Here is a 16889-nt window from a genome sequence, read left to right as displayed (position 1 = left end):
AGCCTTGTAAGAGGCCACTGGCAAGGTCAAGACCGCAAATTGGACCAGAAGGACGCACAAGTTGCCCGATACCGCTACCCCTCAAGCCACCGATTGGAGCGCTGCCGTTACGGCTTCGCTGGAATGGTGGCGGGATGCCGGGATCGATCATGCCTTTGTCGATAAACCCGTCGATTGGCTGGCTGCGCAAAACGCTTTGGGCAAAGTTGGCGACCAGCCCCTCACACCGGCCACGCCACGGGACCAGAAACCTCGCGACAAATCTCTGGCCGCCAGCGAATCACCTGTCGCCCCCCCTCAGCTTGACCGCACCGCATGGCCACAAACGCTGGAGGCCTTTGTGCCGTGGTGGCTGGCAGAAGCATCACTGGCGCCTGCCGGCCTGCGCCGTTTCGCGCCACAAGGCCCGGCCAACGCGGCCCTCATGGTCTTGGTGCCGATGCCCTCTGCCGATGACAAAGATACCATTCTGGATGGCCGCGCCGGACGCTTGCTTGATGCGTTGCTGGCCGCAGTCGGGCAATCCCGCGCGCAAACTTACATCGCCTCTGCCCTGCCTGCCCATGTGCCTATGCCCGATTGGGCGCAGTTCCATCAAGGTGGGCTTGGCGAAGTGTTAATGCACCATATCGCGCTCGCCGCGCCCCAGCGATTACTGATCCTGGGCAATTCCGGCATTTCAGCGCTTCTTGGCCACGATCCAACGAATAAGGCTCAAAGTTTACGCGCAATTAATCAAGACGGGTCACCACTTGCCGCGCTTCCTTCATGGGACTTGGAAGCCATGCTGGCGCGCCCTGCTCTCAAGGAACGCTTGTGGAGCAGATGGCTCGAATGGACGGGGACCGAAACGTTTTGAAAATCGCTCGAGTCACCAGAATTGGATTGATCGCGCTGGCAGGATTGCCGGTCGCGTTATCGGCAGTTCCCGCGCAGGCCAACAGCGCGGCGGTCGATTACTTCCGTGGCCGCGCCGCCCGCACAGCAGTGCCCACCCTGCTCAGCGCGGATGATCGCGGGTATTACAAGACGCTGTTCACCGCGATCGATCAGCAGGATTGGACGAAAGTTCAGGCGCTGTTCGCCCAGCGCGCCGATGGCCCGCTCCACGCCGTGGCCCGCGCGCAATACATGCTTGCCGCCACTTCGCCCAAGGCTGAACTTGCGCCGCTTACCGAGGTTCTGACCAAAGCCCCGGACCTGCCTTGGGCCGAACAGCTTAGCCGTCTTGCGCTCAAGCGCGGAGCCAGCGAATTGCCGGACCTGCCGCAGGCACAACGCCTCGTTTCCCTGCCCACCGTATCGAAGCGCATTCGCCCGCGTTCGATCGATGATGGCACGATGCCTGCCAGCGTCGCCGCCGCGATTCAGGATAGCATCAAGTTCGATGATCCCGTCGGCGCGCGTGTCCTGCTCGATGGCGTCGATGCCACGCTGTCGTCGGAAGCCCGGGCCGAATGGCGACAGAAGGTGGGCTGGGCATTTTACATCGAAAATGACGATGCCACCGCCCGCGCCATTTCGCTTACCGCAGAAGAGGCCAACGGGCCTTGGGTGTCCGAAGCCATGTGGACGGTGGGTCTGGCAAGCTGGCGGTTGGGTGATTGCCTTGCCGCCGCCGATGCTTTCGAAAAAGTCGCAGGTTCGGCTCACAACGATGAACTCGCATCGTCCGCACATTATTGGGCCAGCCGCGCATGGACGCGCTGCCGCAAGCCGGAAAGGGTTTCTGCCAGCCTGCGCAGCGCCTCGCGCTATCGCGATACACTTTATGGCATGATGGCGGCCGAGGCTCTTGGCCTGCGCGATGCGCAACCCGCTTCCGCTCCCGATTTTTCGGCAAGCGATTGGCAGGCGCTGCGCGATGTGCCGAATATTCGCACCGCCGTGCAACTTGCTGAAATCGGCAAGGACGGTCTGGCTGACGAAGTGCTACGCCATCAGGCCCGCATCGGCGCGCCCGGCCAATATGCCCCGCTATCGCGCCTTGCCCGCGATCTGGGTCTTCCTTCCACGCAGCTGTGGATGGCCTATAACGCGCCTTCGGGCGCGCGCCCGGACGAAGCGGCCCGGTTCCCGGCGCCAAAGTGGACGCCTGCCACCGGGTGGCGCGTCGATCCCGCGCTGCTGTTTGCGCATTCGCTGCAGGAATCGAACTTCCGCACATCGGTGGTCAGCCCTGCTGGAGCCAAGGGCCTGATGCAGCTGCGCCCCGGCACTGCGCGCGATATGGCCAAGGTTGATCCGGCCATGGCCGGGCGCGATACGCAGCTTGATTCGCCCGACATCAACCTCGCGTTCGGCCAGCAATATCTGCAGCACTTGCGCGATAGCGATGCCACGCAGGGCCTCCTGCCCAAAGTGATGGCAGCATATAACGCAGGGCCACTGCCAATCAGCCGCTGGAACACCGAAATTCGCGGCGGCACCGATCCGTTGCTGTGGATGGAATCCATTCCCTATTGGGAAACGCGCGGTTATGTTGCCATCGTGATGCGCAACTACTGGATGTATGAACGGCAGGCCGGTGGCCCCTCGGAAAGCCGCATCGGGCTGGTCCAGGGCATGTGGCCCAAGTTTCCGGGCCTTGGTGGTTCTGAAAACGTCCGGCCTGAAAACGTAAAGGTCGCATGGCGTGGCAATTGATACCTCGCGTGAATTCAAGCCTATCAACATCGCCCTGCTGACTGTTTCAGACACGCGCGGCCCGGCGGAGGATACTTCGGGCGACATTCTGGCCGAGCGGATCAAGGCCAAGGGCCACAAGCTGATCGCCCGCGCCATTGAAAGGGACGAGGCAGACCGCATCGTCAGCCGGTTGAACAACTGGATCGATGATCGCGGTGTTGATGCCGTTGTCATCACCGGCGGCACTGGCTTGACTGGGCGTGACGTTACACCCGAAGCGCTAGACCGCGTGAAAACCCGCGATATTCCGGGCTTTGGCGAGCTGTTCCGCTGGCTATCCTTCAAGACCATCGGCACCAGCACGATCCAGTCCCGCGCCTGCGCCGTGGTGGCCCGCGGAACCTATATCTTCGCGCTCCCCGGATCGAATGGCGCGGTGAAGGACGGATGGGACGGCATCCTTGACGAACAACTCGACAGCCGCAACCGTCCCTGCAACTTTGTGGAACTGATGCCGAGGCTGCTGGAAAAGTAGGTTTTTCCAAGACCATTTGGCTTTCGCACTGTACTTTCCCATACATCCATTCGGGAAGCGTCCAGATTTGAAAGGATAATCGTCGGTCACTTGCACAATCGTTCTGCTTATGTTCTAACTGCACCATGTCCATCCATGGCAGAGGCGCGCAATCAAGCAATGTCCCCACCCGCTTCGGGCTCGCCACGCGTGAGGCTGATGGCGATTGGCTTGACGGGCGCGAGGACGTTGACGGTCCCGGCCCCAAACTGCGCACCACCATCACCGAAGAGCATCCGCGCTCGATTCTGACGTTTAACACATCGCCCGACATTCCGTTCGACCGTTCGGTCAATGCCTATCGCGGCTGCGAACATGGCTGCATCTATTGTTACGCGCGGCCCAGCCACGCCTTCCACGATCTGTCTCCCGGCCTTGATTTCGAAACAAAGCTCTTTGCCAAACCCGATGCAGCAAAGCTCCTGCGGCAGACTTTGGCAAAGAAGGGCTATGTCCCGGCCCCCATCGCCATGGGCACCAATACCGATCCCTACCAGCCCATCGAAGCGCGCTACCGGATCACGCGGGCCGTGCTCGAACTGTGCCTGGAACTGCGCCACCCGGTGACGATCACCACCAAGTCAGCCCGTGTGCTCGACGATCTGGATCTGCTGGCAGAACTGGCGCGGCATCGGCTGACGGCGGTGGGCGTGTCGGTCACCAGCCTCGATCCGCGCCTGTCAGGCCTGCTCGAACCGCGCGCAAGTTCGCCTCTCAAGCGTCTCGACGCGCTGGAAAAACTCGTATCGGCGGGAATACCGACGCATGTCTCGGTCTCACCCATCATCCCCGCGATAACCGACCAGTTCATCGAAGGCATCCTCGCCGCCGCTGCCGAACGTGGCGTGCGCTCTGCCAGTTGGATCATGCTGCGACTGCCCCACGAAGTCGCCCCGCTGTTCCGCGAATGGCTGGACACGCACTTCCCCGATCGCGCGGCCAAGGTCATGTCCATCGTCCAGTCGGTGCGCGGTGGGAAGGACAATGACTCGCAGTTTTTCACCCGCATGAAACCCCAAGGCACCTGGGCCGATCTCACCCGCACCCGCTTCCGCATCGCCTGCCGCAAACACGGCATTGGCAAGGCGCATGTCGATCTCGATTGCTCTCAATTCATCGCACCGGCCTTGGACGGGCAATTGCGGCTGTTATAGTGCGATTGATGGAGGTGGTCTATGGTGTTGAAATTCCTGGCTTTAGGAGCAATCATGCTCACCTCGGTGCCCGCCGCAGCGCTGCCTGAGAGCATCCCCTCACCGCCGACACCGGCCCCCGCTTCGGAAAAGCGCGAACGGCCCAAACCTTGCGCACAAGGCTGCCTGAACCCGATCGAAGCAGTCACCTTTGCCTCCTACCTTGGCGACCGCGCTGGAGTGGCCGGGGAATTTGCCCTGCCAATCAAGGCCGTAGGCTTTGAAAAGGAGCGCGTTTTCCTCAATTCCGAAACCGATTACCGCGATCGCAATTGCCTCACCGTCGTCATGCCGATGGCCACAGCAAAGGCGATGGCAGGCAGTGCCGATCCCGAAGCGGTGCGCAAGCACTTCGAAGGCCGCCGCGTGATCGTGCGCGGCATTGCCAAGCAGGTTCGCGTTGATTTTACCGACAATGGTCAGCCGACCGGCAAGTATTACTATCAGGTCCACTTGCCGGTCGGATCGCCCAACCAGATCATCCGCTTGCCGGGCTAACGTTTGGCGATTGTATCGCCCGCCCGCACGCGGTTTGGTGCACCTAGGTGCATCTAGGTGCACTTCAGGCGACTTCGCTCCAAGTATACTCACGGAACTGATCGCGAAGGTCTTTCTTGCTGATCTTGCCAGTGCCGGTGTGCGGGATCTGGTCAACGAAAGCGACCGCATCGGGCACCCACCACTTGGCAACGTGTTGAGACAGGAAGGCTTTCAGCTCCGTCTGCGTCACTTGCATGCCCGGCTTGGTCACCACTACCAACAAGGGCCGTTCGTCCCACTTGGGATGAAACACACCAATCGCAGCCGCCTCAGCCACGGCAGGGTGGCCCACAGCTGCGTTTTCCAATTCGACCGAACTGATCCATTCGCCGCCCGATTTGATCACGTCCTTGGTGCGGTCGGTCAGTTGCAGCGTGCCGTCGGGGTGGATCAGGCCGACGTCGCCGGTATCGAACCACTGGCCCGCGACCACCGCATCGGCCTCAGCCTTGAAGTAGCGTTTGACCACCCACGGCCCGCGCACTTGCAGCGCGCCAGACGTCTCGCCATCACGCGGCAGGACTTTTTCGGGATCGCCCAGATCGACGCAGCGGATTTCGACGCCGAAGGGCGGGCGTCCCTGCATCGCCTTGACGGTCACTTGTTCGTCAAAAGTCAGTTCGTCCCAATCCCACGTCTCGGCACCCGTGGTGCCGATGGGTGAGGTTTCGGTCATGCCCCAGGCATGCGCCACACGGCGGCCACTGCGCATGAAGCGCTCCACCATCGCACGCGGCATGGCTGAGCCACCGCAGACAACCGTTTGCAAAGACGGCGGAATTTCACCGCCTGTGGCATCAACATGCTGCAGCAGCGCCAGCCACACGGTGGGAACGCCAGCCGAGCAAGTGACCTTTTCGCGGTTCATCAGATCGCACAGAACCGCGCCTTCATTGACTGCCGAGTAGACGAACTTCGCCCCCGCCGCTGCTCCTGCCCACGGCAGACCCCAACTGGCCGCATGGAACATCGGCACGATGGGCAGCATGACGGTGCGCGAATCCATGCCGAACACGACCGGGCTGATCGCCATCATTGCATGCAACATGGTGGAGCGATGTTCGTAAAGCACGCCCTTGGGATTGCCGGTGGTGCCGCTGGTGTAGCACAGCATGCACGGATCGCGCTCGTCCCCGTCATGCCATTCGGTCTGGCCATCCTCGGGGCCGATCCACTCTTCGAAATGGATCGCAGGTTCGCTGCTGTCATAGCAGATGTAGTGCTCAACCGTCGGCCAGCGCGGCTTCATACGTTCGACAATGGGCGCCCATACCTTGTCGAACAGCATCACGCGGTCTTCGGCGTGGTTGACGATATATTCGAGCTGATCATCGAACAGGCGCGGGTTCAGCGTGTGCAGGATGCCACCTACGCCCACTGCGCCATACCATGAAACAAGATGGCGGTGATGGTTCATCGCCAGCGTGGCGATTCGATCCCCCGGCTGCACGCCCAGCTTGCGCAAGGCCTGCGTCATGCGCAGCGCATCATGGCGCACGCCTGCCCAGGTGGTGCGGGTTTCGCTGCCATCGGCCCAGCGGCTGACGATCTCGCGCGCAGAATGTTCGCGCGCGGCGTGATCGATCAGGTGGGTAACGCGCAGTTTCCAGTCCTGCATCGAACCAAGATGGCCTTGGGCCTGCTGCATTTTCTCTCTCCCGATAGGCGTCTATTCGACCAGCCGCAGATGCCGTTCCGGTCTTGCGGTCAGGGACACATTGGCAAGTCCCTCTATCGGAATCAATCGTTCGATTAAGTCGCTGTCCAGTTTAAAATCATTGCCAAGCCGAATGAGCGGTTCCTTCGGCCCGCCGGTGCGCAAACGGGCGAGCACTTCTCCCCGCGCGCCGGACCCGCGTGGCAGCAGTAGGGCCAGTTCGGCAATCGCCTGCGGGTTGCTGACATCCAGTTTCAACTGCATCTGCGAAGCGCTGCTGACCGAGGCCAGCGGACGCGCACCGCGCACGGTGATGCGCGGCGGCTCGTCCGGGTTGGGCCGGTCCAGTTCGACATTGAGCAGCACGCAAATGCCGTCCTTTGCCCATTGCTGGAACGGTTCGACCAGCGCTTCTTCAAAGCAAGAGGCGGAAAACAGGCCGGAATTGTCCGAAAAATCGGCCATGACGAAGTCCTTGCCCTTCTTCGTCTTGCGCTTCTGCACGTTCTCCACCAGCGCCGCCATGACCGCCGCGGACCGTCCGCCGGGTTCCCCCTCGCCGCTCATCAGACTGCCATAGGACCGCGCGCCATTGGCCGAGGCGACCGCGCGGTATTCCTCCACCGGGTGCGCAGCAAAATAGAAGCCGAAGTTTTCGCGCTCTGCCGCCATCTGATCGGCCCGGCTCCACGGTTTGGTGGCAGCAAGGCGCGTGGCGGGTGCGGCGTGATCATCGCCGCCGAACAGCCCGCCCTGCCCCGACGTGCGCGAACGCGCGGCTTCATCGGCCACGGCCATCAGCAGTTCGGCATTGGCGATCACTTGCGCGCGGTTCGGCTCAAGACAATCGAGCGCACCGCCTGCGGCCAAAGCTTCCAGCTGGCGGCGGTTCATCGAACCTGCTGGAATGCGCTTGAACAGATCGTCAAGCGAGGCGAAAGGCCCATTGGCCTCCCGCTCGGCCACGATCTGCTCCATCGCTTTTTCGCCGACATTGCGCAGGCCCGCCAAGGCATAGCGCACGGCAAAGCCATCGCTGGTTTTCTCCACCGTGTATTCCGCCTCGGAATGGTTGATATCAGGCCCGGCCAGCGCCACGCCATTGCGGCGCATGTCATCGACGAAGACCGAGAGCTTTTCCGACTGGTGCATATCGAAGCACATCGATGCCGCATAGAATTCGTGCGAGTAGTGCGTTTTCAGCCACGCTGTCTGATAGGCCAGCAGCGCGTAAGCAGCGGCGTGCGATTTGTTGAAACCGTAGCCTGCGAACTTGTCGATCAAATCGAACAGTTCGTTGGCTTTGGCCTGATCGATGCCCGAAACGGTCTTGCAGCCATCGGCGAACCGCTGGCGCTGCGCGTCCATTTCCTTCTGGTCTTTCTTGCCCATTGCGCGGCGCAGCAGGTCTGCATCGCCGAGCGAATATCCGGCCAGAATCTGCGCGGCCTGCATGACCTGTTCCTGATAGACGAAGATTCCGTATGTCTCCGCCAGAATGACGCTGAGCTTTTCATGCGGATATTCAATCGCTTCCAGCCCGTTCTTGCGACGGCCAAACAGCGGAATGTTGTCCATCGGGCCGGGACGGTAGAGCGAGACGAGTGCGATGATATCGCCGAAGTTGGTGGGCTTCACCGCTGCCAGTGTGCGGCGCATGCCTTCGGATTCCAGCTGGAACACGCCGACCGTATCGCCCGATTGCAGCAGCTTGTAGGTCTGCTCATCGTCCCAGGCGAGCGCGGACAGATCGATTTCGATGCCGCGCTTGCCCATAAGGTCCACCGCTTTGCGCAGCACCGACAGCGTCTTGAGGCCCAAGAAGTCGAACTTGACGAGGCCCGCATCCTCGACATGCTTCATGTCGAATTGCGTGACTGGCATGTCCGAGCGCGGATCGCGGTAGAGCGGCACCAGTTGCGCCAAGGGCCGGTCCCCAATCACCACGCCTGCCGCGTGGGTGGAGCTGTTGCGCGGAAGGCCTTCAAGCTGCATCGCAAGGTCGATCAGGCGCTTGACCTCAGGGTCACGGTCATATTCGCGCTTCAGTTCCAACACGCCGTTCAGTGCGCGCGGGAGCGGCCACGGATCGGTGGGATGGTTGGGCACCATCTTGCACAGGCGGTCGGTCTGCCCATAGCTCATCTGCAGGATGCGCCCGGTGTCGCGCAGAACGGCGCGGGCCTTCAACTTGCCGAAGGTGATGATCTGGGCGACGTGATCGAGGCCATACTTGCGCTGAACATAACGGATCACTTCGCCCCGTCGGGTTTCGCAGAAGTCGATATCGAAGTCTGGCATCGAGACGCGCTCAGGATTGAGGAAGCGTTCGAACAGCAGGCCAAGCTTGATCGGATCGAGATCGGTGATCGTCAGCGCCCAAGCTACTAGCGAACCTGCACCCGAACCGCGCCCCGGCCCTACCGGGATTCCCTGCTCCTTGGCCCATTTGATGAAATCGGCCACGATCAGGAAGTACCCGCCAAAGCCCATGCGATTGATGATGCCGACTTCGAATTCGAGCCGGTCACGGTAGCCGATGACCTCTTCCCAGACGCCTGCGACATTGAGTTGTGGGTAGTCTGCGGCATCCGGCTGCGCATCGGGGCCGAGACAGATCAGGCTTTCGAGTTCAGCGTGCGCGGCTTCGGGATAGTAAGGCTTCAACCGCAGGACGAGGCCGGTGCGGCTGTCTGTCGCACAGAGCCGCGCCTCGCCTTCCTGATCGCCGGCAAGGCTGGGAAGGATCGGCTTGCGCTTGGGCGGCATGACGGCGCAGCGCTGCGCCACAACCAGCGTGTTGGCCAAGGCTTCGGGCAGGTCCTTGAACAGGTCCTCCATCACCTCGGCAGGCTTGATCCACCATTCCCTGCTGGAGCGCGGACGGTCTGTGCTGTCGACGTGGGTGGAACTGGCGATGCAGAGCATGGCATCATGCGCATCATAGAAGCCGCGCTCGGCAAAGCGCGCAGGGTTCGTGGCGACCAGCGGCAGATCGCGGGCGTAGGCCAGATCTATCAGCGCTTCTTCAGCGGCTTCTTCTTGCGCATCCTTGCGGCGGGCAACTTCGATGTAGAGGCGCTGCGGGAAAAGTTCTTGCAGCCGGTCGAGATAGGCCTGCGCTGCGGCCTGCTGTTGTCCAGCCAGCAATTGCACCAGCGCGCCCTCTCCGGCGGCGGTGAGGCAGATCAGGCCATCGGTGTGGCCGACGAAATCGGCCAGCGTGACGTGGGCTTCGAATTCGAGCGGGCGATCGAGGTGCGCGCGGCTGACGAGGTGGCACAGGTTGTCATAACCGGTGGAATCCTGCGCATAGAGCGCCAGCCAGTCGATGGTTGGTGCAGCAGGGCCGAAGCCGGTGGCAGCGCCATCGCGATCCGGGCGGGCGACCGCGAGCATCGTGCCGATGATCGGCTGCACACCCATGTCCTTGCACGCCTTGGCATAGGCGACGCTGCCGTAAAGACCATTGCGGTCGGTAATAGCAGCGGCGGGGAAGCCGCGTTCGGCAGCCGTTTTGGCAATAGCCTTCGGGTCAATCGCGCCGTCGAGCATCGTGTAAGAGGAGAAGATGCGAAGCGGGACGAATTGAGCGTGGGGCATGGTTTGCAAGGTAGCAACTTGCTGCCCGATTCAGGAGGGGTGTGTGGCAATCATCCCCAGTTGTTTCAGGGAGAATCGCGTCCCCGCGAAAGCGGGGACCTTGGTGTTGTTACGGAACCTCGCCTTAAACCGACTGAGGCCCCCGCCTTCGCGGGGGAGCAGGATGGCTAAACTCAGAGCAGCGCCGCGATATCCTTCGCAATGCTCTCAGGCTTGTCGGTCGGCGCATAGCGGCGCACGACTTTGCCATCGCGGCCGATCAGGAACTTGGTGAAGTTCCATTTGACGGCTTTGCTGCCGAGCAGGCCGGGCGCTTCCTTTTTCAGCCAATCGTAAAGCGGGTCGGCATTGTCGCCGTTGACCTCGATCTTGGCCATCAGTGGAAAACTGAGGCCGAAGTTGACCTTGCAGAAGCTTTCGATCTCGTCCGCCGTGCCGGGCTCCTGCCCGCCGAACTGGTTGCAGGGAAATGCGAGGACTTCAAAGCCCTTTTCGCCATAGGTCTGGTGAAGCTTTTCCAGCCCGTCATACTGCGGGGTGAAGCCGCATTTGGACGCGGTGTTGACCACCAGCAGGACTTTGCCCAGCTTTTCAGCAAGGTCGATGGCTTCGCCGTTGGGTTTCTTTGCCTTGAAATCGGCGATGGTGGTGGGCTGGCTCATCTGGTGACTCCACTGTGGTGCTTTGATTGGAGCGTTACACGGCGGGCGCAGTGGATCAATCGGGTAATCCTGCCAGATGGCGCGGCTATTCCAGAACACCCTCATGCAGGCGCACCACGCGGTCCATGCGTTGGGCCAGACGTTCGTTGTGGGTGGCGATCAGGGCGGAGCTGCCCTCGCCCCGCACGAGCTTGAGGAATTCCTCCAGCACACGGTCGGCGGTAGCTTCATCGAGGTTGCCGGTGGGTTCATCGGCCAGCACCAGTTCGGGGCTGTTGGCCAAGGCGCGGGCGACAGCCACGCGCTGCTGTTCGCCGCCTGAAAGCTGGCTAGGACGGTGATCGAGCCGCTTGGACAGGCCGAGCGCGGTGAGCAGTTCGGTGGCGCGCGCGTCGGCCTCTGCGCGGGTCTTGCCAGCGACCATCTGGGGCAGGACCACGTTCTCGGTCGCATTGAAATCGGGCAGCAGATGGTGGAACTGGTAGACGAAGCCCAGATGATCGCGGCGCAGCGTGGTGCGGGCATCGCCCGAAAGTTCGGACGCGTTCGTTCCGGCAATCTGGATCAGGCCGGAAAAGCCGCCTTCCAGCAAACCGATGGCCTGAAGCATCGTCGATTTGCCCGAACCGGATGGGCCGACCAGCGCGACAATCTCGCCCGGCTGGATTTCCAGGTTCACGCCACGCAGCACGTCGATAGTAACGCCGCCTTGGCTGAACGAGCGGCGCAGGTCCTTCAAGACGACAACAGGATTACTCATAACGCAGCACCTGAACCGGGTCCGTGCTCGCCGCTTTCATCGCGGGGTAGAGCGTTGCGAGGAAGCTGAACACCAGGGCCATCACGCTGATCGTGGCGATCTCCACCGGGTCTGACCGGCTCGGCAGTTCGGTGAGGAAGCGGATCGAGGGATCCCACAGGTTCTGGCCGGTGATCCATTGCACCGCGTTGACGATGGGCTGGCGAAAGAACAGGAACACGAAACCGAGGCCAAGGCCCGACAGGGTGCCGAGTGCGCCGATCACGAAACCGATGGTCACGAAGATCTTGAGCAGGCTTTTGCGCGTGGCCCCCATCGTCCGCAGGATGGCGATGTCGCGCGTCTTGGCGCGGACCAGCATGATCAGCGAGGACAGGATGTTGAACACGGCCACCAGCACGATGATCGACAGCACGATGAACATCGCCACCCGCTCTACCGCCAGCGCCTCGAACAGGCTGGCGTTGATGGTGCGCCAGTCGGTGACAACGGCGGTGCCTTCAAGCTCTTTGGTGATCGGGGCGAGGGTTTGCGCGACGGTATCGGCGTTGGTGGTGGTCACTTCGATCATGCCGATGGAATCGCCGGTCAGGAGCAGCGTTTGTGCGTCCGCAATGGGCATGACGACATAGGCGTTGTCATAGTCATAGATGCCCACTTCAAAGATGGCCGAGACGACATAGGCAATCTCGCGCGGGACGGTGCCGAAGGGGGTGGCGCGGCCCTGTGGGTTGATGATGGTGATCGTATCGCCCACACGCGCGCCAAGGTTCTGCGCAAGGCGCGAGCCGAGGGCGACATTGTTTGAGCCGGGGCGCAGCGAGGCGATGACGCCATCAACGCGTTTGTCTTCAAGCCGCTTGATATCGCCATCGGTATTGCCACGCACCAGCACCGCTTCGACCCGGCCATTGAAACTGGCAAGCAGGGGCTGTTCGATCAGCGGAGAAACATGCGTGACGCCGGGCGTCGCCTCGACCTTTTTCAGGATGTCCTGCCAGTTATCGAGCCTGCCGCCATAGGCCTGGATAATGGCATGGCCGTTGAGCCCCACGATCTTGTCGAGCAATTCGGCGCGGAAGCCGTTCATAACGCTCATCACGATGACGAGCGCCGCGACGCCAAGCATGACCGCCACAAGGCTGATCCCGGCAACAAGGGCGATGAACGCCTCTCCGCGGCCGGGCAGCATGTAACGCTTGGCAATCGTCCATTCGAAGGGGGAGAGGATCAAGCAGCAACCCTTTGGCAGCAATTCTTCAGCCGTGAACCGACGGCCGGGCTATTCTCTGCGATGTAGAGACAGTTGCATCAAACGGCAATGGCCACCGCAGGTTCCCCTCTCCAAGACTGCCTTAAGCAATATTGCCTGCATCAATATTGGACCCGCTCACGCTCCAATTCGGCGATGCGCGATCGCATGTGCCGCAATTCAACCAGCCGCTTCGTCCGCTCGCACGATAGTGGCAGCGCCGCCAGCACAGTGACGCCCACATAGAGTTGGAAGAACTGCAGTCTGTCGACTTCCGGCAAGTCCATACCGGCAATCGGCCCGTAACCCGAAACCGTCATGCCGCCTCCAATCAAGATAAGCAGCAGCGGCAGCAGCGTCACGATGGCTCCGGGAAGCGTGGCAGCGCAAACCACAAGATAGATCATGGGAAACACCAGCAAAGCCCGCATATCGAGCAGGAACACGGTGACTGTCAGCGCCAAGAAAGTCCCGACCACCAGCACCGCAAGCGGCCGCATGCTGGCCGGTGGCAGAAAACTCTTGCCGCGCCCCAGCCTGCCATAAATGAAGTGGAACACCGGCAGGCATGCAAGCAAGCCAAGCGCGTGACCGATGATCCAGCGGGAGAAGTTTTCCACAACGGGCTGATCGTGCAGCAACCATGCGAAAAAGGCAGCTGCGGCGCCAGTAATCAGCGGCACCATCAGCCCGATACCGATGTAGAATGACGCTACCCATTCCAACGTCTCATGCGGCCAGAAAGACCGTGTGATGCGCCGCCATATCAACGCGGCCGTCGCGCCCTCGCTGATGTTGATCAAGGCAAACGGAATGGCTGCGGCCCAGCCGAGTCCGAGAAATCCTGTTGCGATCACGCTGGCAAAAAAAGAGCCTGCGAGCCATGGGAGCCAGCTGTGCCTTGGCAGATGCAGCAACCTCCCGGCCAGCATTGCACTGGCCATCCACGCCATGGCAACGCCCCCGGTCAGCCGGCTAAACGTGACCGCCGCAGCCGCCAACATGAAATAGGTCAGGGAAACCCCAACCGGACCTGCAAGAAGGCGGGCGCTACGCATCACGTTTCTGTGCGCGGACTCTGGTTAATTTTTTGCATCGAGGCATTGTTGTATCAACATAATTTCGGCGCGCCGGGTCATTGTAATGGCCGGGGTAATGGCCGGGCCTGCTGACACCGGATACAAGTGCTGTCGAAAGGGTTGGTAAAACCTTGGACTTGCCAAGGCGGGCAAACGTCGCCATTTGAGCGGCAGCATTGGCCGGCGCGCAAACGCCCACGCGAGTCCACAGGACCCATGACTTCACAGATCGAACTTTCCGACGAAACTCCCTGGGATATCGGACCGGGAGATGACGACAAGCTGCGCGAAGAGTGCGGCATCTTCGGCGTACTCGGCGTTCGTGACGCTGCTGCGACAGTAGCGCTGGGCCTCCACGCCCTGCAGCACCGCGGGCAGGAAGCGGTGGGCATCACCAGTTTTGACGGGCAGGAATTCTATTCGCGCAAGGGCATTGGCCATGTTGCGGCGAATTTCTCCACTGGCTCTGCCATTGCCGAACTGCCCGGCATGGTTGCATCTGGCCATGTCCGCTATTCCACCACCGGGGGCGCGGGCCTGCGCAATGTGCAGCCGCTCTTTGCCGATCTGGCCTCGGGCGGTTTTTCCATTGCGCACAATGGCAACATTTCCAACGCGATGTTCCTGAAGCGCGATCTGGTGCGCAAGGGGGCGATTTTCCAATCGACCTCTGACACCGAAGTCATCATCCATCTTGTGGCAACAAGCCGCTATCCGACGCTGCTGGACAGGTTCGTCGATGCACTGCGGCTGGTAGAGGGCGCCTATTCGCTAATCTGCATGACCCCGCAGGGCATGATCGCTTGTCGTGACCCCATCGGTATACGGCCCCTGGTGATGGGCAAGCTGGGCGATGCCATTGTTTTTGCCAGCGAAACCGTGGCGCTTGATGTGGTCGGTGCCGATTTCGTCCGCGAAGTGGAGCCGGGTGAACTGATTCAGGTCGATCTTGATGGCAAACTCAGCAGCCATCGCCCGTTCGGCACGCCAGCCGCGCGGCCCTGCATCTTTGAACACGTCTATTTCAGTCGCCCGGATTCAGTCATGGGTGGCCATTCGGTCTATCAGGTGCGCAAGGAAATCGGCGCGCAGCTGGCGATTGAGAGCCCGGCAAATGCCGATCTGGTGATCCCGGTGCCCGATAGCGGCGTGCCCGCAGCACTGGGCTATGCGCAGCAATCGGGCATTCCGTTTGAGCTGGGCATCATCCGGTCGCACTATGTCGGCCGTACCTTCATCCAGCCATCGGACGGCGCGCGCAATGCCGATGTGAAGCGCAAGCACAACGCCAACCGCGCGCTGGTGGCGGGCAAACGGATTGTGTTGATCGATGATTCCATCGTGCGCGGCACTACCAGCCTGAAAATCGTGCAGATGATGCGCGAGGCCGGCGCTGCCGAAGTCCACATGCGCATTGCCAGCCCGCCGACCGAACATTCGTGCTTCTATGGCGTGGACACACCCGAACGGTCAAAGCTGCTGGCCGCCCGTATGGATGTGGCGGCCATGGCAGAATTCATCCATGCCGACAGCCTTGCCTTCGTCTCCATCGATGGTCTCTACCGCGCCGTGGGAGAAGCTGAACGCAACAAAGCCTGTCCACAATATTGCGACGCCTGCTTCAGCGGCGAATACCCGACCCGGCTGACCGATCTGGCCGAGCGGGACAATCCCGACCAGCTGACGCTGCCTGTTGGCAAGCCCATCGGTAAGGTTGCCTGATATGAGCATGGAAGGGCAACTCGCACTCGTCACCGGAGCCAGCCAGGGCATTGGCGCTGCCACGGCCAAGGCGTTGGCCGCCGCCGGTGCGCATGTCATTCTAGTGGCGCGCAATGCCAAGGCGCTGGAACAGGTTGAAGAGGAAATCTTCGAAGCGGGCGGCAAGGCGACGATTGCGCCGGTCGATCTGGCCGAAGCCGATGGAATAGCCCGGCTTGCTACCGCGATTTCAGGCCGGTGGGGCGCGCTTGACGTACTGGTCATCAACGCCGCCACTTTGCCGACGCTGACCCCGGTGTGGCAGATCGATGCGCGCGAATTCAATCAGGCGATGACGCTTAACGTGCTGGCGACGCAGGCTTTGCTTGCGGGATTTGACGGCATGTTGCGCAAGAGCAAGGATGCCCGCGTCATTGGCATTACCAGCAGTGTCGGGGCCGAACCCCGCGCCTATTGGGGGGCCTATGGCGCGTCCAAGGCCGCGTTTGACACGCTGCTGAACTGCTATGCGCAGGAAGTGCGCAATACCGCATCTATCCGCATGGCGATTGTCGATCCCGGCGCCACCCGCACCAAGATGCGGGCCAAGGCCTATCCCGGTGAAAGCCCGGAAAGCGTCAAACCGCCCGAAGTGGTGGCTGACGCCATTGTCGCGCTGCTTGGTGAACAATTTGCCAGCCCGCACCGCATCCGCGTTAACCAGACCTGATAGTGCGAATTTAACGAAGCTGTCCGATTTTAAGACGTCAGTGCGCCAAAGGTTGGCCCATTGACGCCAAATGGTCGAGGCACTTGCCGATGAGCGCGACGGACTGGAACACCGATATCTATGCGCAGGCGGCGCTTGAGGACCGCAGCGCAAACCGGCGCCGCATCAACATGCCAGCCACGCTCCGCCCTGCCGGTGGCAAGAGCTTTCAGACAGTCGTCCTGGATATCTCGCTCGGCGGATTTTGCGCCAATGCCCTGCAACCGCTGCATCATGGCAATCGCTGTTGGCTGACTCTGCCGGGCATGGAAAGCCTGCAATCCGAAGTGGTATGGTGGGATTCAGGCCGCGTCGGCTGCGCGTTTGACAAGCTGCTGAGCCCGATCGTGTATGACAACATCCTTGCGCACTACCGCGGCGATGGCGTGTTCCGGCGGGTTTGATCTAACCTCGCTTTCCAGCGGACTCTATAGCAACCCACAGACGTTTCCCGTTCGTGTCGAGCGAAGT

General features: G+C 61.4%; 14 protein-coding genes. 8 read left to right on the top strand and 6 right to left on the bottom strand.

All coding sequences use genetic code 11. From position 1 onward, the window contains the following. Window positions 1–61: 61 nt before the first annotated feature. From AC2A1F_RS04855 to AC2A1F_RS04835, 5 genes are all read left to right on the top strand, one after another. Entirely contained in the window at window positions 62–859 is a 798-nt protein-coding gene (locus tag AC2A1F_RS04855) for a uracil-DNA glycosylase family protein (RefSeq protein WP_484207617.1), read from the top strand. Then, on the top strand, window positions 826–2646 hold the full coding sequence (locus AC2A1F_RS04850; protein ID WP_484207616.1) for a lytic transglycosylase domain-containing protein: 1821 nt from the start codon (window positions 826–828) through the stop codon (window positions 2644–2646). The genes AC2A1F_RS04855 and AC2A1F_RS04850 overlap by 34 nt, the downstream gene beginning before the upstream one ends. Continuing rightward, window positions 2636–3163, top strand: a complete 528-nt coding sequence (gene moaB / locus AC2A1F_RS04845) for a molybdenum cofactor biosynthesis protein B (protein WP_484207615.1) — start codon at window positions 2636–2638, stop codon at window positions 3161–3163. Before AC2A1F_RS04850 ends, moaB begins: the two co-directional genes overlap by 11 nt. 125 nt (window positions 3164–3288) lie before the next feature. Next, entirely contained in the window at window positions 3289–4356 is a 1068-nt protein-coding gene (locus AC2A1F_RS04840) for a PA0069 family radical SAM protein (RefSeq protein ID WP_484207614.1), read from the top strand. Between the two features lie 21 nt (window positions 4357–4377). Then, on the top strand, window positions 4378–4893 hold the full coding sequence (locus tag AC2A1F_RS04835) for a hypothetical protein (RefSeq protein WP_484207613.1): 516 nt from the start codon (window positions 4378–4380) through the stop codon (window positions 4891–4893). Window positions 4894–4957: 64 nt separating this feature from the next. On the opposite strand, the gene AC2A1F_RS04830 is transcribed toward AC2A1F_RS04835, so the two are convergent. From AC2A1F_RS04830 to AC2A1F_RS04805, 6 genes are all read right to left on the bottom strand, one after another. Beyond that, a complete protein-coding gene (locus tag AC2A1F_RS04830) occupies window positions 4958–6583 on the bottom strand; it encodes a long-chain fatty acid--CoA ligase (protein WP_484207612.1) in 1626 nt (541 codons plus the stop codon). A gap of 21 nt (window positions 6584–6604) precedes the next feature. Next, window positions 6605–10195, bottom strand: coding sequence for a DNA polymerase III subunit alpha (gene dnaE, locus AC2A1F_RS04825; RefSeq protein ID WP_484207611.1), 3591 nt, complete (start codon window positions 10193–10195; stop codon window positions 6605–6607). A gap of 173 nt (window positions 10196–10368) precedes the next feature. Further along, the gene (locus AC2A1F_RS04820; RefSeq protein ID WP_484207610.1) at window positions 10369–10857 is read right to left on the bottom strand and encodes a glutathione peroxidase; all 489 of its coding nucleotides are present in this window, start codon (window positions 10855–10857) and stop codon (window positions 10369–10371) included. Window positions 10858–10942: 85 nt separating this feature from the next. Further along, a complete protein-coding gene (locus tag AC2A1F_RS04815) occupies window positions 10943–11617 on the bottom strand; it encodes an ABC transporter ATP-binding protein (RefSeq protein WP_484207609.1) in 675 nt (224 codons plus the stop codon). After that, window positions 11610–12851: a lipoprotein-releasing ABC transporter permease subunit gene (locus AC2A1F_RS04810; RefSeq protein WP_484207608.1), complete on the bottom strand. Its 1242-nt coding sequence runs from the start codon at window positions 12849–12851 to the stop codon at window positions 11610–11612. Before AC2A1F_RS04810 ends, AC2A1F_RS04815 begins: the two co-directional genes overlap by 8 nt. 140 nt (window positions 12852–12991) lie before the next feature. After that, a complete protein-coding gene (locus tag AC2A1F_RS04805) occupies window positions 12992–13927 on the bottom strand; it encodes an MASE1 domain-containing protein (RefSeq protein ID WP_484208170.1) in 936 nt (311 codons plus the stop codon). 237 nt (window positions 13928–14164) lie between these two features. Here AC2A1F_RS04805 and purF point away from each other — a divergent pair, with 237 nt between their 5' ends. From purF to AC2A1F_RS04790, 3 genes are all read left to right on the top strand, one after another. After that, on the top strand, window positions 14165–15670 hold the full coding sequence (gene purF / locus AC2A1F_RS04800; RefSeq protein ID WP_484207607.1) for an amidophosphoribosyltransferase: 1506 nt from the start codon (window positions 14165–14167) through the stop codon (window positions 15668–15670). A gap of 7 nt (window positions 15671–15677) precedes the next feature. Beyond that, window positions 15678–16379, top strand: a complete 702-nt coding sequence (locus tag AC2A1F_RS04795; RefSeq protein WP_484207606.1) for an SDR family NAD(P)-dependent oxidoreductase — start codon at window positions 15678–15680, stop codon at window positions 16377–16379. A gap of 89 nt (window positions 16380–16468) precedes the next feature. Continuing rightward, window positions 16469–16822 (top strand): PilZ domain-containing protein, encoded by a 354-nt coding sequence (locus AC2A1F_RS04790; protein ID WP_484207605.1) that lies wholly within the window; start codon window positions 16469–16471, stop codon window positions 16820–16822. Window positions 16823–16889: the final 67 nt, after the last annotated feature.

Source organism: Novosphingobium sp. HNCC26BN242, assembly GCF_057180525.1.
Note: the sequence above shows the minus strand (reverse complement) of the source record. Positions and strands in the feature narration are given on the sequence as shown.